The organism is Nocardia sp. NPDC004654, from assembly GCF_040609595.1.
In the GTDB taxonomy this organism is placed as follows: domain Bacteria; phylum Actinomycetota; class Actinomycetes; order Mycobacteriales; family Mycobacteriaceae; genus Nocardia.
In genome coordinates, this window is sequence record NZ_JBEXKI010000001.1 from 368,395 (window position 1) to 387,751 (window position 19,357).

At 68.7% G+C, this 19,357-nt stretch carries 19 protein-coding genes and 1 tRNA gene; 11 read left to right on the forward strand and 9 right to left on the reverse strand.

The genetic code is table 11. The features are described from left to right. Positions 1-188: 188 nt before the first annotated feature. The 3 genes from ABZV58_RS01650 to ABZV58_RS01660 form a co-directional block, all read right to left on the reverse strand. Positions 189-1,619, reverse strand: a complete 1,431-nt coding sequence (locus tag ABZV58_RS01650) for a hypothetical protein (RefSeq protein ID WP_354998258.1) — start codon at positions 1,617-1,619, stop codon at positions 189-191. A gap of 43 nt (positions 1,620-1,662) precedes the next feature. Next, on the reverse strand, positions 1,663-2,430 hold the full coding sequence (locus tag ABZV58_RS01655) for an SDR family NAD(P)-dependent oxidoreductase (protein ID WP_354998259.1): 768 nt from the start codon (positions 2,428-2,430) through the stop codon (positions 1,663-1,665). A gap of 339 nt (positions 2,431-2,769) precedes the next feature. Then, positions 2,770-2,852, reverse strand: a tRNA-Leu gene (locus ABZV58_RS01660). A gap of 236 nt (positions 2,853-3,088) precedes the next feature. Here ABZV58_RS01660 and ABZV58_RS01665 point away from each other — a divergent pair. The 8 genes from ABZV58_RS01665 to ABZV58_RS01700 all read left to right on the forward strand — a co-directional run bounded on the left by ABZV58_RS01665 (position 3,089) and on the right by ABZV58_RS01700 (position 13,592). Continuing rightward, the gene (locus ABZV58_RS01665) at positions 3,089-4,510 is read left to right on the forward strand and encodes an FhaA domain-containing protein (protein ID WP_354998260.1); all 1,422 of its coding nucleotides are present in this window, start codon (positions 3,089-3,091) and stop codon (positions 4,508-4,510) included. Positions 4,511-4,714: 204 nt separating this feature from the next. Beyond that, a complete protein-coding gene (locus ABZV58_RS01670) occupies positions 4,715-5,182 on the forward strand; it encodes an FHA domain-containing protein (RefSeq protein ID WP_067786390.1) in 468 nt (155 codons plus the stop codon). Next, the gene (locus tag ABZV58_RS01675; protein ID WP_354998261.1) at positions 5,179-6,672 is read left to right on the forward strand and encodes a PP2C family serine/threonine-protein phosphatase; all 1,494 of its coding nucleotides are present in this window, start codon (positions 5,179-5,181) and stop codon (positions 6,670-6,672) included. The genes ABZV58_RS01670 and ABZV58_RS01675 overlap by 4 nt, the downstream gene beginning before the upstream one ends. After that, positions 6,672-8,144, forward strand: coding sequence for an FtsW/RodA/SpoVE family cell cycle protein (locus ABZV58_RS01680; RefSeq protein WP_354998262.1), 1,473 nt, complete (start codon positions 6,672-6,674; stop codon positions 8,142-8,144). Before ABZV58_RS01675 ends, ABZV58_RS01680 begins: the two co-directional genes overlap by 1 nt. After that, positions 8,141-9,607: a penicillin-binding protein 2 gene (locus tag ABZV58_RS01685; RefSeq protein WP_354998263.1), complete on the forward strand. Its 1,467-nt coding sequence runs from the start codon at positions 8,141-8,143 to the stop codon at positions 9,605-9,607. The genes ABZV58_RS01680 and ABZV58_RS01685 overlap by 4 nt, the downstream gene beginning before the upstream one ends. A 37-nt stretch (positions 9,608-9,644) precedes the next feature. Beyond that, positions 9,645-11,153 (forward strand): protein kinase, encoded by a 1,509-nt coding sequence (locus ABZV58_RS01690; protein WP_354998264.1) that lies wholly within the window; start codon positions 9,645-9,647, stop codon positions 11,151-11,153. Further along, the gene (gene pknB, locus ABZV58_RS01695) at positions 11,150-13,057 is read left to right on the forward strand and encodes a Stk1 family PASTA domain-containing Ser/Thr kinase (RefSeq protein WP_354998265.1); all 1,908 of its coding nucleotides are present in this window, start codon (positions 11,150-11,152) and stop codon (positions 13,055-13,057) included. Before ABZV58_RS01690 ends, pknB begins: the two co-directional genes overlap by 4 nt. 115 nt (positions 13,058-13,172) lie before the next feature. Then, complete coding sequence (locus ABZV58_RS01700; RefSeq protein ID WP_354998266.1) at positions 13,173-13,592, forward strand: CBS domain-containing protein; 420 nt, start codon at positions 13,173-13,175, stop codon at positions 13,590-13,592. A gap of 121 nt (positions 13,593-13,713) precedes the next feature. Here ABZV58_RS01700 and ABZV58_RS01705 read toward each other — a convergent pair whose 3' ends face one another. From ABZV58_RS01705 to ABZV58_RS01715, 3 genes are all read right to left on the reverse strand, one after another. Beyond that, positions 13,714-14,181: a deaminase gene (locus tag ABZV58_RS01705; protein WP_354998267.1), complete on the reverse strand. Its 468-nt coding sequence runs from the start codon at positions 14,179-14,181 to the stop codon at positions 13,714-13,716. Between the two features lie 142 nt (positions 14,182-14,323). Next, positions 14,324-15,010 (reverse strand): RibD family protein, encoded by a 687-nt coding sequence (locus ABZV58_RS01710; RefSeq protein ID WP_354998268.1) that lies wholly within the window; start codon positions 15,008-15,010, stop codon positions 14,324-14,326. Beyond that, positions 15,007-15,651, reverse strand: a complete 645-nt coding sequence (locus ABZV58_RS01715; protein WP_354998269.1) for an aminodeoxychorismate/anthranilate synthase component II — start codon at positions 15,649-15,651, stop codon at positions 15,007-15,009. Before ABZV58_RS01715 ends, ABZV58_RS01710 begins: the two co-directional genes overlap by 4 nt. 198 nt (positions 15,652-15,849) lie before the next feature. Here ABZV58_RS01715 and crgA point away from each other — a divergent pair, with 198 nt between their 5' ends. Beyond that, on the forward strand, positions 15,850-16,113 hold the full coding sequence (gene crgA / locus ABZV58_RS01720; RefSeq protein ID WP_067786371.1) for a cell division protein CrgA: 264 nt from the start codon (positions 15,850-15,852) through the stop codon (positions 16,111-16,113). 91 nt (positions 16,114-16,204) lie between these two features. Continuing rightward, positions 16,205-16,669, forward strand: coding sequence for a PH domain-containing protein (locus ABZV58_RS01725; RefSeq protein WP_354998270.1), 465 nt, complete (start codon positions 16,205-16,207; stop codon positions 16,667-16,669). 52 nt (positions 16,670-16,721) lie between these two features. Here the strand turns inward: ABZV58_RS01725 and ABZV58_RS01730 are convergent, their stop codons facing one another. Together ABZV58_RS01730 and ABZV58_RS01735 are read right to left on the reverse strand one after the other, a co-directional pair. Beyond that, a complete protein-coding gene (locus tag ABZV58_RS01730; protein WP_354998271.1) occupies positions 16,722-17,591 on the reverse strand; it encodes a rhomboid family intramembrane serine protease in 870 nt (289 codons plus the stop codon). Positions 17,592-17,595: 4 nt separating this feature from the next. After that, complete coding sequence (locus ABZV58_RS01735; protein WP_354998272.1) at positions 17,596-18,123, reverse strand: peptidylprolyl isomerase; 528 nt, start codon at positions 18,121-18,123, stop codon at positions 17,596-17,598. Positions 18,124-18,310: 187 nt separating this feature from the next. Here ABZV58_RS01735 and ABZV58_RS01740 point away from each other — a divergent pair, with 187 nt between their 5' ends. Beyond that, positions 18,311-18,523, forward strand: coding sequence for a hypothetical protein (locus ABZV58_RS01740; protein WP_354998273.1), 213 nt, complete (start codon positions 18,311-18,313; stop codon positions 18,521-18,523). Positions 18,524-18,529: 6 nt separating this feature from the next. On the opposite strand, the gene ABZV58_RS01745 is transcribed toward ABZV58_RS01740, so the two are convergent. After that, positions 18,530-19,348 (reverse strand): ABC transporter permease, encoded by an 819-nt coding sequence (locus tag ABZV58_RS01745; RefSeq protein WP_354998996.1) that lies wholly within the window; start codon positions 19,346-19,348, stop codon positions 18,530-18,532. Between the last annotated feature and the right edge of the window lie 9 nt (positions 19,349-19,357).

The window sequence follows — 19,357 nt, forward strand, 5'->3', positions numbered from 1 at the left end:
CTATTCGAGAATCGGCTCTCTACCAGCCGAAATAACGCGTAGACCGGAGGCGGCCATGGCACTCGCGCTGGCGCGCAAGGACTTTCGCGAACGGCGGTGGCAGTTGTCCACAGCTCACCGCACATCCTCTGCGCCGCACACGTTTTCCACAGGAAGGTCCGGACTGTCCACAGGTTCGGGCGAGGTTGTCAGCCGACCCGCAAAACGCCGGTAACCGTGCCTTGCAGCACCCGCCCGCTCGCGGTGACGAGCGGCGACATCTGGAGCGGATCGTCCACGATGGTGCCGGGCAGCGGCGAGTTCGAGACCACCGCGCCGGTGCCGGGATCGATGACGGTGAACGCGTAGCCGTCCAGCGGTGTCGTGACGTCCACACCGCGCCGGGTCACCGTGTAGACGTAGCCGTCCGCGGTGGACAGGTGCGGGACCGCCGCGCTGCGGACGGTGTTCTCCCATACCGTGCGGCAACCGCCCGCGTCATCGATGTCCACGCGGGTCATCCCGCCGACGAACGGCGCGTTCGGCGGCACCGCCGGGCCCGCGTCCTCCGGCACCGCCGGATACGGGTAGCCGTAGGTGCTCGCCACGAAAACCGACCTGCCGATGCCGACCGGCGAATTCTCGCTGCCCGCACCGCCTTTCGTCAGTACCGGCTGCGAACACACCAGCTGCCCGGTGCCCGAGGCGTAGACGAGCACCCGCACCTGACCGTCGGCGTTGTCGACGATGGTCAAGTAGTCGGCGCCGGTGCGCGGGCCGAAGTAGGTCGGTGTGGAGCCGGTGCCCCAGCTCAGCTGTCCCGGTTTGCGCGCGGAGCCGCGGTCGTAGGTCGCGCGCCAGATCACCTCCGGGCGCCCGGCCGTGTCGGCGCGCAGTTCGTAGAGCGCGTGCGTGGTCGCCACGGCGATCCGTCCGCTCGGCGCCGCCGAGATGCTGTTGGCCACCAGCTCACCTGCGGGCAGCGGCGCCGTCGCTGTCGCGCCCGCGGGCGTCACCAGGCCGACGAGCCCTTTGCCCGTGGCGAACCAGACATTTCCCGACCAGTCCGGCACCAGGCCGGTCACGTTGTCGTCCGCCGGGATCGCGCCGGAAAGGTCGGTGCTGGTGTCGACCCGCAGCTGCCACCTGCCCCGTGAGTTCTCGGCGTGCGCGACGCGCAGCAGGGCGCGTTCACCGTCGACCACCACCAGGCGATCGGCGTTGTCGAGATAGGCGTACACGCCGCCGAGCAGGCTGCCCTTGGCCAGTTCCAGCGAGGCGAGCGAGTGACCGACCGGCCCGGCGCCCGGATCGAGCAGATGCACCGTCGGAGCTCGCCCGGCGATGGCAGTGCAGAGCGCGACGACGAGCCCGTCGGAGCCCTGTAGCAAAGTCGGGCACGCGGCCGCCAGCGGATAGGCGCCGACCCCGCGCAGACCTGGCCCGGGCCCCGCGAGCGGAGTGGCGTCCGAGGACCCGGCGTCACCGTGCATGGTCGACGTGCCGTGCGGCCCGAGATGCGGATTCGGCGGCGCGAGCGGCCCCCACTGCTCCGCCGCCTGCGCCTGCCCCGGCGATCCGAGCGCCAGGACACAAGCGGCGAGCACAGCGAGGGACCGCGTGCGAGAGGTGCTGCCCACGGGAGTTACGAAATCAGATTGCTTGTACGCGACGGGAACCCACTCACATCAACGCGCCGCCGTCGATGCGGATCTCGGTGCCGGTCATGTAGCGGCCGTCGTCGGAGGCGACCATCGCGACCACGCCCGCGATGTCCTCCGGCGTGCCGAGCGCCCCGCCGTTGAGCCACCCCGTCAGCCGCGCGAACAGGCTGTAGTCCACGCCCTCCGGTTGGTCCAGGATCGACTTGGTGGTGATCCCACTGGTGATGCCCGCGGGCACGATGTTCACCGCGCGCAACCCCTGCTTGGCGTATTCGAGCGCGATCGAATGCGTGAACGCGCTGACCCCACCCTTGGAGGCGGCGTACGCCGCGAGATAGGGAGCCGCGCTGTAAGCCGCGGTCGACGACAGATTGACCACCACCCCGTGCCCCGACTCCACCAACGCGGGCAGCGCGGCCTGCGTCATGAGGAAGGTCCCGGTCAGATTGACCGTGATGACCTGATTCCACGCGTCCAACGGCATCTCGTGCGTCCGCGCGGGCCGCAGGATCCCCGCCGCGTTCACCAGCACGTCCAGCCCCCCGAGAAATTCCAGCGCCGCCGCCGTCCCCGCCCGCACCGACTCCACATCGGCGATGTTCACCTCGACGGCCTCGAACCGCTCCCCCACCTCCCCCGCCTTCTCCGCGGTGACATCCAACCCCGCCCGATCGATGTCCACCCCCACCAGCTGCGCCCCCTCGTCGAGCAGCCGCAGAGCAATCCCCTGCCCGATCCCCGACCCAGCTCCGGTGACGACAACCCGACGACCCTCGTATCTACGCATGCCCAAAATTAGAACAGGTTCCTACAGGGAATCAACCCATCCGACCACCATATTTCCGGTCAACCCCGCTGCAACCGGTTCCAGAACAGCCCCTACCCACACGCGCAACGCGCACATATAGATAAGGCATCCACACCGACTGGGCACCAACCAACTAGCGCGCCTCGCGAACCAAAGCCCCACTAGGTACCTACCAAGTAGCGCCACTCGGCACCTATGAAGCGGGGGGCTAGGGGGCAGAGCCCCCAGGCCGGGGCGTGGGGGCCGCGCCCCCACAAAACACACGAAACGAGAAAAGGCTCATGCTCTCAGTGAGCATGAGCCTCTTATCGAGTGCAGTGGGCGAAGGGGGACTTGAACCCCCACGTCCCGAAGGACACTGGCACCTGAAGCCAGCGCGTCTGCCATTCCGCCACTCGCCCGAGCGACTCCGGAACACTATCACGGGGCCGGTCGAGAAACGAAATCGGCTGCTCAGTGGGGCTTGTGATGCGTAATGGGCATCAGGGGAACCTCCTGGGATTTCCAAGAGTTACAGGTGTGGAGGATCGTGGATATCATGCAATGAACGTGTTCGTCGGACGACACGCCATGCGCGTGTGTCGTTGTTATGAAGCTGGGAATGACATAGGAAGACGCTCACCGAAGGGAGGCCGAGATGGGCATCGTTTCGCGGTTCGAGCGTCGCCTGCAGGGCGCCGTCGGTGATGTGTTCGCCCGGGTCTTCGGGGGCAGCGTCGTGCCCCAGGAGGTGGAGGCGGCGCTGCAGCAAGAGGCCGCCGATCACGTCCAAGACGTGGGCGGTGGTCACCTGCTGGCTCCGAACAGCTATGTGATCACCATCAACTCTTCCGACCACCAGCAACTGGACGCCGATCACGACCTCACGACCCGCGCGTTCGCCAAGCATCTCCAGGACTACATCCGCGATCAAGGGTGGCAGACCTATGGCGAAGTACACGTAGCGTTCGAGGCATCACCTACGCTGCACACCGGACAGTTCAGGGCGAGCGGCCGCGTCGATCCGGACGTCGGCCGTCGAGCTGCACCCGCTCACAGCCCGGAACCCACGCCACAACGACCTGCAACCCCGCAACCAGGAGCTGGCCCCATGACGCAGAACTCTGGCTACGACCCGAGCCGTGAGCCCGCGGAGTCCGATCCACGCAATCGCGGGTACGCACCTCCGCCAAGCGGGCGGGCCGGTGGTCCCCAGAACGGTGCGTACCGCGACGAGTACGGGCGCGGCGCCGCGCCCTACGGCGCCTCCGAGTACCAGGCGCCGGATTCGCAGCAGGCGTACGGCGATTACCAGAACGGCTACGACTACCAGCAGGGCGGCCAGGGTTACGGCGGCCAGCAGGGCGGGTACGCCGATCAGGGTTACGGCGGCCAGCAGCAGGGCTACGGCGAGCGCGGCGGCTATGGCCAGCAAGGTTTCGGCGACCAGGGCTACGGCTCGCAGGGCTACCAGGAGCCCGGCTACGGCCAGCAGGGCGGCGGCTACGGCGAACAGGGTTACGGTCAGCAGGGCTACGGCCAGCAGCAGGGCTACGGTGACCAGGGCTACGCCGACCAGGGGTACGGCCAGCAGGGCTACGCCGGCCAGCAGGGTTACGGCCAGCAGGGCTACGCGGAGCCCGCCTACGGCGAACCGGGTTACACCGACCAGAGCTACGGTTCGGAGGAGCAGGCGGGCTACGGCCAGGCCTACTCGCAACAGTCCGGCTACAGCGGCCAGCAGGCAGGCTATGCCGCGCCGTCGTACAGCGGCGGCGCCGCCGCCGGTTCCGGCTATTCGGCCACGCTCCAGCTCGACGACGGCAGCGGCCGCACGTACCAGCTGCGCGAGGGCAGCAACATCATCGGCCGCGGTCAGGACGCGCACTTCCGGCTGCCCGACACCGGTGTCTCGCGCCGCCACATCGAGGTCCGCTGGGACGGCCAGACCGCTATGCTGTCCGACCTCGGGTCGACGAACGGGACGCTGGTCAACGGCTCCCCGGTGCAGGATTGGCAGCTCGCGGACGGTGATGTGATCCGCGCCGGGCATTCCGAGATCCTCATCCGTATCGTCTGATCCCGTAAGCTCGCGGTGCAGGTCACGACATGGCTCTCACGGTTTAGTCGGTCGTATCGTGATCGGAATCGACTGACAGCCCTATGATGCTGCCAACGCGCACGGCCCCGAAATCGGGGCCGGCAAGCCCGGCAGGCCGTGGGGGTGGGTCGAACCGCACCTACGGCACCGACATACCTATCGCCGAACAGGAGGTGGAACGCCGTGCAGGGACTGATCCTGCAGTTGACCCGTGCGGGGTTCCTGCTGCTGTTGTGGCTGTTCGTGTGGGCGGTACTTCGGACCTTGCGCAGCGACATCTACGCGGCATCCGGCATACGGATCCAGCCCAGGGCCGCACGCGGTTCCGCGGTGCTGCCTTCCTTCAGCCGAGGCCAGAAGGGCGCCAAATATCTTGTGGTGACTCAAGGTTCACTCGCCGGCACCCGCATCTCACTCGGCACCCAACCGGTGCTGATCGGGCGTGCGGACGATTCGACGCTGGTGCTCACCGATGATTACGCCTCCACCCGACACGCGCGTCTGTCCCCGCGTGGTGACGACTGGTACGTCGAAGACCTCGGCTCGACCAACGGCACCTACCTGGACCGCGCGAAAGTCACCACGGCCGTGCGGGTTCCGCTCGGCACTCCCGTCCGTGTCGGCAAAACAGTGATCGAGCTCCGATCGTGACACTCGTTCTCCGCTACGCAGCGCGCAGCGACCGCGGTCTGGTCCGAGGCAACAACGAAGATTCCGTCTACGCGGGCGCCCGCCTGCTCGCGCTGGCCGACGGCATGGGCGGGCACGCGGCGGGTGAGGTCGCGTCGCAGTTGATGATCGCCGCGCTGGCGCATCTCGACGACGACGAGCCCGGCGACGATCTGCTCGGCAAGCTCGACTCGGCGACGCGGTCGGGCAACGCCGCCATCGCCGATCAGGTCGAGGAGGAGCCCGAGCTCGACGGCATGGGCACCACGCTCACCGCGATCCTGTTCGCGGGCAAGAAGCTCGGGCTGGTGCACATCGGCGATTCGCGCGCCTACCTGTTGCGCGGCGGCGAGCTGGCGCAGATCACCCGCGACGACACCTTCGTCCAGTCGCTGGTGGACGAGGGCCGGATCACGCCCGAGCAGGCGCACACCCACCCGCAACGTTCGCTGATCATGCGCGCCCTCACCGGCAACGAGATCGAGCCGACGCTGATCATGCGCGAGGCCCGCGCGGGCGACCGCTACCTGCTGTGCTCGGACGGTCTTTCGGACGTGGTGAGCGACGAGACCATCGCCAACACCATGCGCGAGGGCAGCACCGACGAGTGCGCCGACCGCCTGATCGAACTCGCCCTACGCAGCGGCGGTCCCGACAACGTGACCGTTGTCGTGGCCGACGTCATCGATCTGGACTACGGCCAGAGCCACCCGATCGTGGCGGGAGCGGCCTCCGGACAGGACGAGGACACCCCGCCGCCGAACACCGCCGCGGGTCGCGCCGCGGCCATGCGTCCGCCGCGCGCCGCACCGCCGCGCCGGGCCGCCGCGCCGGAACCGCCGCCGCCGGGCAAGTCGCACCGGCTGCGCTGGATCCTGCTCGCGGTCGCGCTGGTGGTCGCCGTCGCCGTCGGTCTGCTCGTCGGCTACAAGATGATCCGCAACAACTACTACGTGGGCGCGGACAACGGCCAGGTCGTGATCATGCGCGGGCTGCCGGGTTCGGTGCTCGGGTATTCGATCCACGACGTGGACACGGTCGGCTGCGTCGACCGCGACGGGGACCTGACCATCGTCAAGTCCGGATCGGATCTGCCCTCGGGCTGCCGCCAGCTGCGGGTCAGCGATCTCGAGCAGACCGGTCGGGACAAGGTCAACGCGGGCCTGCCGCCCGGTTCCCTCGGCAAGGCCGAGGAGCAGATGCGGCTGCTCGCCCAGCAGGAGCTGCTGCCGCCGTGCCCGGCGCGGGAAACGACCCCGCCGCCGCAGCCCGGCGTTCCGCAGCCCGGTGTCGTGCCGCCCGGCGAACCCGCGCCGGGTCCGGTCGCGCCGCCGAACCCCGCACCGACCACCGACCCGGGTGACACCAGGGGCACCGACGTCAACACGCCCACGAAGGTGGAGCAGGCGCCGACGACGACCCCGGCGCCGAACCCCCAGATCTCGGGGGAGAACTGCCGGGTGACGGACTGATGTCCGCACCGGCACCACCGTCCGCGGGGGCCTTCCCGAGTCCCCCGGGCGGGTTCGCTCCAGCACCGCCTCCGTCCACCAGACGCAACGCCGAACTGCTTCTGCTCGGGTTCGCCGCGCTGATCACCACCGTCTCGCTGTTCCTCGTGGAGGCCAGCCAGGAACAGTCGGTCACCTGGGACATCGCCAAGTACGGCCTCGCCTTCCTCGCCCTGTTCGGCATCGCGCACCTGGCCGTGCGCCGGTTCGCGCCGTTCGCCGATCCGCTGCTGCTGCCGATCGTCGCGCTGCTCAACGGTCTCGGACTGGTGCTGATCCACCGCCTCGATCTCGGCGCGGCGCAGAACGCGAAATTCAATTCCGACCCGATCCCCTCCCCCGACGCCAACCAGCAGATCCTGTGGACGGCGCTCGGCATGGTGGTGTTCGTCACGCTGCTGATCGTGCTGCGCGATTACCGCACGCTGGCCCGCTACAGCTACACGCTCGGCCTGGTCGGGTTGGTCGCGCTGATGATTCCGGCGCTGCTGCCCAGCGCGTACTCGGAGACCAACGGTTCGAAGATCTGGATCCGGCTGCCCGGCTTCAGCGTGCAGCCTGGCGAGTTCGCCAAGATCCTGCTGATCATCTTCTTCGCCTCGGTGCTCGTCGCCAAGCGCGATCTGTTCACCACCGCCGGACGGCACATGCTCGGCATGGAGTTCCCGCGCGCCCGCGACCTCGGCCCGATCCTGGTGGTCTGGGTGGTGTGCATCGCGGTGCTCGTCTTCGAGAAGGACCTCGGCACCTCGCTGCTGATCTTCAGCACGGTGTTGGTGATGCTCTACATCGCGACCGAGCGGGTGGGCTGGCTGATCATCGGCGGCAGCCTGCTCGTCATCGGGTTCGTGTTCGCCTACCAGGCGTTCAGCCACGTGCGGGTGCGCACCAACACCTGGCTCGACCCGTTCGCCGACTACCACAACACCGGTTACCAGATCTCGCAGTCGCTGTTCGGCCTGGCCACGGGCGGGCTCGCGGGCACCGGCCTCGGCAGCGGACGGCCGAACCAGGTGCCGTTCGCCAACACCGACTTCATCGTCACCACCATCGGCGAGGAGCTCGGCCTGATCGGGCTCACCGCGGTGCTGATCCTCTTCCTCGTCTTCGTGGTGCGCGGTCTGCGCACCGCGCTCGCCGTGCGCGACAGCTTCGGCAAGCTGCTGGCGGCCGGGCTCTCGTTCACCATCGCCGTCCAGCTGTTCGTGGTGGTCGGCGGCGTCACCAAGCTGATCCCGCTGACCGGTCTGACCACACCGTTCATGTCGTACGGCGGTTCCTCGCTCTTGGCCAACTACGCGCTGCTCGCGCTGCTGATCAAGGTCTCCGACGCGGCCCGCGCACCGGCGCCGGCGCGCAAGAAGGACCCGGCGCCGATCGCGGACGCACCGACCGAGCTGCTGCGCCGCTCGGAATCGAGGCCGCAGGAATGAACACTCCCCTCCGGCGGGTCGCGGTCGCGGTGATGGTGATGGTCGTCGCGCTGCTGGCCAACGCCACCTATGTACAGGTCATCAAGGCCGACGACTATCGAAGCGATCCGCGCAACTCGCGGGTGCTGCTCGACGAGTACTCGCGCCAGCGCGGCCAGATCTCGGCGGGCGGCACCGTGCTGGCCAGCTCGATCGAGACCGACGACCGCTACAAATACCTGCGCACCTACCCGACCGACCCGCAGGCCTACGCGCCGGCGACCGGCTTCTACTCGATCCAGTACGGCAGCGCCGGACTCGAGCGCTCCGAGGACCAGGTGCTCAACGGATCGGACAGCCAGCTGTTCGGCCGCCGCCTCATCGACCTGGTCTCCGGCCGCGATCCGCGCGGCGGCAATGTGCTGACCACTCTGAACCCGGTGATGCAGCAGGTCGCCTACGAGCAGCTCACCGCCAAGGGCCACACCGGTTCGGTGGTGGCCATCGAGCCGAGCACCGGCAAGATCCTGACCATGGTGTCCACCCCGAGCTACGACCCGAACCTGCTGGCCGGGCACGACGGCGCCGCGACGACGCGGGCGTGGGAGTCGCTGAGCCGGGATCCGGACCAGCCGATGCTGAACCGGGCCGTCTCGCAGACCTATCCGCCCGGCTCGACGTTCAAGGTGGTGGTCACCGCGGCCGCACTCGCCAACGGCGTCGCGACGCCGGACGACCAGTTCACCGCCGCGCCCAACATCACCCTGCCAGGAACGAGCACCACCCTGGAGAACTACAACGGCTCGAACTGCGGGTCCGGCCCGACGGCCTCGTTGACCGAGGCGTTCCGGCTGTCCTGCAATACCGCGTTCGTCGAACTCGGCATCAAGGTGGGCGCCGCGAACCTGAAGGACGAGGCCGCCGCGTTCGGCATCGGCCCGCACCGCGGCATCCCGATCCCGGTGGCGGAGAGCACGGTCGGCACCATCTCCGACAACGCCGCGCTCGGCCAGAGCAGCATCGGCCAGCGCGACGTGGCGCTCACCCCCCTGGACAACGCGGTGATCGCCGCGACCATCGCCAACGGCGGCGTTCGAATGGAGCCGTACCTGGTAGATCAAACGCAGGGGCCGGATCTGAGCGTGTTGTCCAAGACGAAGCCGGTCTCGGTCGGACAGGCGGTGAGCGCCCAGGTAGCGTCTCAGCTGACCTCCTTGATGGTCGCCTCCGAGGAGAACACCGTCGGATCACGCCAGTCCCGATACACGATCGCGTCCAAGACCGGAACCGCCGAGCACGGCAGCAACCCGCGCAACACGCCGCCGCATGCCTGGTACATCGCCTTCGCGCCCGCGCAGAACCCCAAGATCGCCATCGCGGTGATCGTGGAGAACGGCGGAGATCGGGCGCTGGCAGCCACCGGCGGTTCGGTGGCCGCACCCATTGCCAGGGCCGTGCTGGACGCCGGTCTGCAGGGGGGCTGAACGATATGAACGAACGAGTTGAAGTTCGGGGGCCCCGATGCTGAACAACGGTGCGCTGATCGCCGATCGCTACCGCCTGCAACGTCTGATCGCCACCGGCGGCATGGGTCAGGTGTGGGAGGCGCTGGACACCCGCCTGGACCGCCGGGTCGCGGTGAAGGTGCTCAAGGCGGAGTTCTCCGCCGACCCGACCTTCCGGCACCGGTTCCGCACGGAGGCCAAGACCACCGCGCAGCTGAACCACTCCGGCATCGCGGGCATCTACGACTACGGCGAGACCTACGACCCGAGCGCGGGCGAGACCGCCTACTTGGTCATGGAGCTGGTGCAGGGCGAGCCGCTCAACACCGTGCTCAACCGTATGGGCAGGCTCTCGGTGCTCCAGGGCCTCGACATGCTCGAGCAGACCGGCCGCGCGCTCGATGTCGCCCATGCCGCCGGCGTGGTGCACCGGGACGTGAAGCCGGGCAACATCCTGGTGACGCCGACCGGTCAGGTGAAGATCACCGACTTCGGCATCGCCAAGGCGGTCGACGCCAGCCCGGTGACCAAGACCGGCATGGTGATGGGCACCGCGCAGTACATCGCGCCGGAGCAGGCCGTCGGCGAGGACGCGACCGCCGCGAGCGATGTGTACTCGCTCGGCGTGGTCGGTTACGAGGCGCTGGCCGGTCAGCGGCCGTTCACTGGCGACGGCGCGATCACCGTGGCGATGAAGCACGTGCGCGAGAATCCGCCGCCGATGCCGGAGGATCTGCCGCCCAACGTCCGCGAGCTCATCGAGATCACGATGGCCAAGGACCCGAACATGCGCTACGCCACCGGCGGCGAGTTCGCCGACGCGGTGGCCGCGGTGCGCGCGGGTCACCGTCCGCCGCCGCCGCTGAGCGCCGGCTCCGCCGCGGGTCCGCTCACCGCGGGCGCCACCCGGGTACTGCCGCCCGGCCCGACCGTCATCCTGCCCGCGGGTCAGGCCGACGGTGCGACCGTGCGGTACAGCGCGCCCGCGGCCGCTGCCATCGGCGGCGCGGCGGCGAGCGCGCCCGCGACCATGATGAACACGGGCGGATCGAACGCCGAGCCGCCCGGCAAGAGGCCCTGGACCACGATGCAGAAGGCGCTGGCCGGCCTCGGCGCGGGCGCGGTGCTGCTCGGCGGCGCGGCGATCTGGCTGCTGTTCGGCGGCGACACCAACCCGGACCCGGTGCGCGACCCGGTCCCCTCGTCGGTGGCCCCACCGCCCGCGCAGATCACCACGACGGTGCCGCAGACCACCACCAGGTTCGTGCCGCCCCCGCCGCCGGTCACGTCCGACGAGCCGTCACCGACCACCACCGAGCCGCCGACGACGACTCCGGAACCCACGACGACGGCGCCGCCGAGCACCACGGCGCCGACCACGACGAAGACGACCAAGACGACGAGTCCGACCACCACGCGCACCCTGTTCCCGACTTTCGACTTACCATTTCCGGAGAATCCCGGTGCTTCGGGCCCCGGTAACACTCGCAGCGCGCCCGCTACTCCTTCACAAGGACAACGATGACGACCCCGAAGAATCTCTCTTCCCGCTACGAGCTGGGCGAGATCATCGGCTTCGGCGGTATGTCGGAGGTCCACAAGGCGCGCGATCTGCGGTTGAGCCGGGATGTGGCGATCAAGGTGTTGCGCGCCGATCTGGCTCGCGATCCCACGTTCTACCTGCGCTTCAAGCGTGAGGCGCAGAACGCCGCCGCGCTGAACCATCCGGCCATCGTCGCGGTCTACGACACCGGCGAGGCCGAGGTCGACGGCGGTCCGCTGCCCTACATCGTCATGGAGTACGTGGACGGCGAGACGCTGCGCGACATCGTGCGCGGCAAGGGTCCGCTGCCGCCGCGGCGGGCGATGGAGATCATCGCGGACGTCTGCGCCGCACTGGATTTCAGCCACAAGGCCGGGATTGTGCACCGCGACATGAAGCCCGCGAACATCATGATCAACCGGGCGGGCGCGGTGAAGGTGATGGACTTCGGCATCGCGCGCGCGCTGGCCGACAGCTCCAACCCGATGACCCAGACCGCGGCCGTCATCGGTACCGCGCAATACCTTTCGCCCGAGCAAGCCCGCGGCGAGACCGTGGACGCGCGCTCGGACGTGTACTCGGTCGGCTGCGTGCTCTTCGAGATCCTGACGGGCGAACCGCCTTTCACGGGTGACTCACCGATCGCCGTCGCCTATCAGCACGTGCGCGAGGACCCTCGGCTTCCCTCGCACGTGTACTCGGGCGTGCCACGCGAGCTGGATTCCGTGGTGCTCAAGGCGATGAGCAAGAACCCGGCCAACCGGTACCAGACCGCCGCCGAGATGCGCGCGGACCTGATCCGGGTTCTCGGCGGCCAGAAGCCGAGCGCGCCGATGGTGATGACCGACGAGGATCGCACCACCGTCTTCGGCAACAACGAGCCCGCGCCGCGCAGCTTCCGCACCGTCGAACGCAACGACGACACCGCCGAGCAGGAGCCCGCCGAACCGGGCGGCTCGCGCCGCACCGCCTATCTCGGATTCGGCGCCGCTGCCGCGCTCGCCGTGGTGTTCGCGCTGTTCTGGGTGCTGATCGGTCCGGGAAGCAAGCCGGATCAGGTGACCGTGCCCGACCTGTCGAACAAGTCGCTCGCGCAGGCGCAGGACGCGCTGGAGAAGCTCGGCTTCACGGTGGCCATCCAGCAGAAGCAGGACAGCAAGGTGGCGGACGGCAACGTCATCGCGACCCAGCCGCTCGGCGGTTCCCGCATCGACGAGGGCAGCACGGTCACCCTGCAGGTCTCTACCGGGCCCGACCAAGTGCCGGTGCCGCGGTTGGACGGACTGACCTTGCAGCAGGCCGAGCAGGAACTCAATTCCCTCGGCTTGCGGATGGATCCGAACGTGGTGCGCAAGGAGTCCAGCGCCCAGGATCTGGACAAGGTGATCGGCACCGAGCCCGCGGCGGGCGCGCGAGTCGACGTGGACCAGGCGATCGTGGTCTGGCTCGGCAAGGGCCCGGAGAAGGTTCGGGTGCCGAGTCTGGTCGGGCAGGACATCAGCGTGGCCCAGCCGAACCTGGTGGACAGCGCCGGATTCAAGATCGTCATCGAGGAGGTGCAGTCCTCCAAGCCGAAGGGTGAGGTCATCGCGACGAGCCCGGCGGGCGGCACCAACGCCGACAAGGGCTCGACGGTGACGGTCCAGGTGTCCAGCGGCGACCAGATCGCCATGCCGTCCGTGGTCGGTCTGACGCCGTCGCAGGCGGTGGAGAAGCTGCGCCAGGCCGGCTGGACCGGAAGCACCAGCCAGATCGACCAGAACACCGTCGGCACCTTCGACGCCGGCAGCGTCGGGCGGATCGTCAGTCAGCAACCGTCGGCCGGTTCGTCGATTTCCAAGACCAGCACGATCACCATCACCACCGGGGTGCTGGGCCCGCCCTGATCCGGTGCCGCCCGATCGATCGTTATCCGAAAGAGGCGACCGGTCGGTGTGATCGGCGCGAGAATGGGGCTGCTCCATCCGAACCCAGCAACAGCATGGAACAGGAGGCAGCCCCATGACCACTGCCAGGGACATCATGAAGCCCGGCGCTCAGTGGATATCCAAGGACGAGACGGTCGGCAAGGCGGCGCGCATGATGGCCGAGCTCGGCGTCGGATCGCTCGTCATCGCGGACGAGAACGAACGGATGTGCGGCATCATCACCGACCGCGACATCGTCGTGAAATGCGTGGCCCAGGGTCGCGCACCGGCCAACACCCGCGCGGCCGAATTGTGCGAGGCGACCCCGCGGTGGGTCTCGGCCGACGCCGATGTCGAGGAAGTGCTCGAGGAGATGGAGAGCCATCGCATCAAGCGCATGCCGGTGATCGAGAACAAGCGGCTGATCGGCATGATCAGCGAGGCCGACCTGGCCAGGCACCTCGACGACAACCAGCTCAGCGAATTCGTGACGGCGGTCTACGGCAGGCCGTGACCCGGTAGCCGCCTCGAATCGGAGTAACGCCCGTCGTCCGGAGCCGCAGACTTCCGGGCGGCGGACGGAAAACGTTCCGCACATCGCTCGAAGAGTCGGCCGTTCGGCGCCGACGGCCCGATTACGACAGGTCCAGGTGCCGATTCATCGACATGGCCTCGTCGGCCAGATCCGGCAGTTCGACCACCTCGACGCCGTGCTGCCGTAGCTTCTCCACCCCGACACAGTTCACCACGAAGGTCGTCGGCTCCCGCCAGGCGATGACGACACGGCCGATCCCGGCGCGCAGGATGCGATCGGTGCACGGCGGCCTGGTCGCCGTCGCGCGCTGCGAACACGGCTCGAGGGTGCTGTAGATCGTCGCCCGCGCCAGCCGCGGATCGTCGGCGGGCAGCTTGTTCAGCGCGGATTCCTCGGCGTGCACCTTCTCGTCGGTCTCCCGCGAGTATCCCGTCGCGATCTCCGCGCCGTCGACCACGACGACCGCGCCGACCGAGAACGCGGTGTCGCTCGGCGGGCACTGGCGCGCGAGGTCGATGGCCCTGCGCATGAAGCGGTGGTCGGCCTCGGACCGCTCGCCGCCGTTCACGCCGCGGCTCCGGCCTCGACGATGTTCTGCCGACCGGACGCCGCCGCGCCAGCGGACCGACTGCTCACGACGCGGCGCCGTTCCCGCCGCGACTCCCGCACCGACGAGGGTCTGCCGACGGCACAGTCGGGCCAGCCGTTCACTATCCGGCTCCGTTCTCGGGACGGAGGAGGTAGCGCAGCACCGCCATGTCGCCGACCTGCTCGACCTCGGCGAGCGTCCGGCGGCGGGTCGATCCGCCGGGGAATCGAGCGTCCGCGAGGAACCGCGGCGCGGCCGAATCGCCGACGACGATCGGCGCGACGGCCAGGTGCAGTTCATCGGCCAGATCGGCGGACAGGAACGCCGTGTGCATCCCGGTGCCGCCCTCGACCATCAGACGTCCGATGCCGCGGCGGCCGAGATCGTCCAACAGCGCCCCGAAGTCGAGCTCCGCGCCGAGCGCGACCACGTCGGCGATGCCGACCAGTCGATCGGCGAGCCGCGCCGCGCCGGAATCGGTCGTGTAGACGACCTTCGCCCCGCCGTGGTGCCAGAAGTTCAGCTCACGGTCCAGGTCGCCGCGCGCGGTGACGGTGACCTTGAGCGGAAACTCCGGCTTGCCCGCCGCCACCCGCGCCGCCCGGCGCTCGGCACTGTCGACCAGCAGCCGGGGATTGTCGCGGCGCAACGTCTCGGCACCGACCAGGATCGCGTCCGACTCGGCGCGCACCCGGTCGACCCGATCGAAATCCGCCGCGTCCGAGAGCAGCAGCCGCTCGGGACCGGCGTCATCGATGTAGCCGTCCAGGCTGACCGCCACCGAGAGCAGCACGTACGGCCTGGTCACTGCAACACCAGTGCCGCGACCTCCGCCTCGAGCATCTCCACCAGACCCTCGGCGGGCCGCTCGCCGCAGACCTCGAGCCAGTTCGCCAGCATCCGGTGTCCGCCCTGGGTAAGGACTGATTCGGGATGGAACTGCACGCCGTGGATCGGCAGGGTGCGGTGCCGCATGGCCATCACGATCCCGGATTCGGTGCGGCCGAGCACCTCGATGTCCTCGGGCAGGGTGTCCTCGAGCACGGTGAGCGAGTGGTACCTGGTCGCGGTGAACGGATCGGGCAGACCGGCCAGCACGCCCGAGCCGATGTGGAACACCGAGCTGGTCTTGCCGTGCAGCAGTTCGGGCGCCCGGGTGACGGTCGCGCCGAAAGCCTCGCCGATCGCCTGGTGCCCAAGGCAGACGCCGAGCAACGGCGTGCTGCTGCGGGCGCAGGCGTGCACGAGGTCGATGCTCGCGCCCGCCCGGTCGGGGGTGCCGGGACCGGGGCTGATCAGGATGCCGTCGTAGTCGGCGATAGCGGCATCCACGTCGGCCAGTTGCGGATCGTCGTTGCGCCAGACGACGGCCTCGGCTCCCAGCTGGCCCAGGTACTGCACCAGGTTGAAGACGAAGCTGTCGTAATTGTCGACGACCAGTACACGCATGGTTCGAGATTACGTGGCGACGCGGGAGACCGTCGCATCCATTACCTGTTGGGATAGCCTAGGGGGAACACCGGAGGGCTTCCGAGCCTCGCCCGGGCCGTCCGCGCTGCCACCGGAACGGCCGCGGCGAAGTCGCTCGGCACAGAGTCAACTGAATCAGCCGCCGGTACCGACCTGCACGCCGAATACGAGGACGTCATGCCCAAGTCGAAGGTCCGCAAGAAGACCGACTACACGATCAACCCCGCCAGCCGGACCCCGGTGAAGGTGAAGGCGGGCCCGTCGCCGGTCTGGTACGTCACGATCATGCTCGGCTTCATGCTGGCCGGTCTGGTCTGGCTGCTGGTCTACTACCTGGCCGCCGAGCAGATCAGCTGGATGAACGACCTCAACGCCTGGAACTTCCTGATCGGCTTCGGGCTCATGGTCGTCGGACTGATCATGACCATGCGGTGGCGCTGATCCACCTCCTTCGGGATTACAGACGTGTCATTCATGCACACCTGTGGATGACCCTGTGGACAACTCGAGGACCGATTGGGGAAAGTGCCGCGTGAACCCTGAATCCCCCTCCGTGGAACCGCGTCTCGCGTGGACCACGCCTACCCCCGCGCTCATCGCGGTGGCCATCGGCGGTGTGATCCTCGCTGGTGCGGCGTTCTTCGCCGCGGACGCCGCGAGCCGGCTGCTCATCGGGCTGGCCGCGGCGGGCCTGCTCGCCCTGGCGGGCCTGGGTTTCCGCCAGCGGCCGCGCCTGTCCATCCAGACCGGCGCCGATCCGCGCCTGGTGGTGCGCGGCCTGCTCGGCCCGGCCGAATACCGGCCCGAGCAGATCGTCAAGGCGCGGGTGGTGAGCTACCGCCGCCTCGGGCGCAAGTCGCCGATGCTCGAGATCGATGTCGAGCACGAGGGCCAGGAGCGGCTGTTGATCTTCGGCCGTTGGGACCTGGGCACCGCGCCGCAGGATGTCTTCGAGGCGCTGGTCGCGCATCGGATCGCGTATTTGCCGTCGGAGTAGGCATACCTCGGCATTCGCTCCATGTTTCACGTGAAGCGAGCCGAAAACCGGCTCAGGACACCAGTGCCGCCGCGACGCCGATGAGCGCGACCGAGACCGCGCCGACCGCGCCGATGGCGGCCCACCCGATGGTGCGTGCGGACTCAGGCGATTTCGCGCGCACCCACTGCGGCAGGAACAGCACGCCCATCGTTGCCAGCGTGCCCGCGACGAGTCCGCCCAGGTGCACCCACAGCGAGACCCCGCTCAGCGAGAGGCTGAGCAGCACGTTGATCGCGATGATCACCAGAATCTGGGTGGCGTTCATCCGCAGCCGGATCAACAGCACCGCGACCGCGCCGAACATCCCGTACACCGCGCCGGACGCGCCTGCCCCGATCGTGTTCACCGGCTCGAGCAGCATCCCGCCCGCCGAACCGCCGACCAACGCGACCATATAGATGGCGAGCATCCGGGTCCGCCCGAGGAACGGCTCCAGCTGGATGCCGACGATGTAGAGGGCGAACATGTTCAGCGCCAGGTGCAGCGGGCCCCAGTGCAGGAAGCCCGAGCCGATCACCCGGAACCACTCACCGTCGGCCACCAGCTGTGGAATCAGCGCCCAGCGCAGGAAAAGGCTGGACCGGTAGTTGTCGGCCAGGCTGCTCGCCTGAACCGCGGTGATCGCGTAGAACAGCACGTTCAACGCGATCAGCCCGTATGTCACGAGCGGGGTGGTCGAGGCGACGACCGGTGCGCCCGCGACCGTGCGGACCGGACGGACCTGGGCGCCCGCCTCCCGCACGCAGTCGACGCAGTGCTGCCCGACCGCGGCGGGGCGCAGGCAGTCCGGGCACGCGGGCCGCCCGCAGCGCGTGCACGCCAGGCCGGTCGGACGATTCGGATGGCGGACGCACGTCGGTGCGGGCGGCTGAGGGTTCATCGGTTCAATCGATCGTGACGGTGGAGATGCGGACGGGCTCTTTGGGACGGTCGTTGCGATCGGTCGGCGTCGCCGCGATGGCGTCGACGACCTTGCGCGAATCCGGGTCGACGACCTCGCCGAAGATCGTGTACTTGCGATTCAGGTGCGGCTGCGGGCTCACCGTGATGAAGAACTGCGAGCCGCTGGTGCGGGCGCCGACGTTCGCCATGGCCAGCAGGTAGCCGCGGTCGAAGCGCAGCTCGGGATGGAATTCGGCGGCGATGTCGTAGCCGGGCCCGCCGCGACCGGTGTCGCCGGGATCGCCGCCCTGGATCATGAAGCCCTCGATCACCCGGTGGAAGGCGGTGCCGTCGTAGAACGGGCCGGAGGTGCCCCCGCTCGCGTTCTCGGTGGTGTACGCCGCCGAGCCGTCGATCAGCCCGAGGAAGTTCCGCACCGTCTTCGGCGCGTGATAGCCGAAGAGCGCGAGCTTGATATCGCCGTGGTTCGTACAGAGCGTCACACCGGCGGTCTGAATCGGTGAGGTCACGCCCGCAATGCTAGAACAGCGCCGCCGGACGAAGTCCGCAGAACACCCGCGCATGGCCGGAGCGAACGCGGAGGCACGCCTGACGATCGCGCGCTCCGATCCTGCACACTGCCCGGGCCGGCCCGCGGCGCGTCCAGACCGGTCGGCACTTACTGCGCAGTTCACTCCGCTGTGCCAAAGTGGTCGAATGAGCTTGGGGCGTCTACGCGTATCCGCACGTTCTCGTAACCGGCTGATCGCCGGGGGTCTCGCCGCGCTGGCGGGTGGGGTGGCCTGGCTGGTCCGCAGCAAACGACCGCTGCCGCCGCAGCCAGCGCCGGAGCCGCCGCGCATCGGCTACTCCCGAAACGGCTCCGCGCCGACCCCCGTCGCGGGAGCCGGCGCGGAGAACAACCGCTGAGCACGTTCAGCGGCTGACGGCGCGCTTGTACTGGCGCAGGGCCAGCGGCACGAACACCACCAGGATCACGACCACCCAGATCAGCGTGGTCGCCACCGGATGCTGCATCGACCAGGCGTCCGAGACCGGCACCATCGGGCTGGTGTTGCCGAACAACTCGCGGGTCGCCTGTGTCAGCGCGGAGACCGGGTTCCATTCGGCGAACACCTTCAGCACGGTCGGCAGGTTTTCCATCGGCACGAACGTGTTGGCCAGGAAGGTCAGCGGGAACATGACCATGAAGCTGGCATTGTTGAACACCTCGGGCGCCCGCACCAGCAAACCGACGACGGCCATGATCCAGGACACCGCGTAGGCGAACAGCAGCAGTAGGACGTACGCGAGCACCGCGTCCAAGAAGGAGCCGCGGATCCGCCAGCCGACGACCAGGCCGGTCAGCGACATGACCACCAGGCTGACCACGTTGATCACCACGTCGCTGACGGTCCGGCCGACCAGCACCGCCGACGACGCCATCGGCAGCGAGCGGAACCGGTCGATGATGCCCTTCTGCATGTCCTCGGCGAGACCCGCGCCGGTGAACGAGGAACCGAACACCACGGTCTGCGCGAAGATGCCTGCGATCAGGAACTCGCGGTAGCCGCCCTCCATGCCGGGCACCTGGATCGCGTTGCCGAAGACGTACGCGAAGAGCAGCACGAACATGATCGGCGACAGCGTCGAGAAGATCAGCACGTCGGGCACGCGCTTGATCTTGATGATGTTGCGCTTGGCAATGGTCACGCTGTCGCTGACCACGATGGAGAGGCGTTCACCGAGACCCATGCGGGGCGG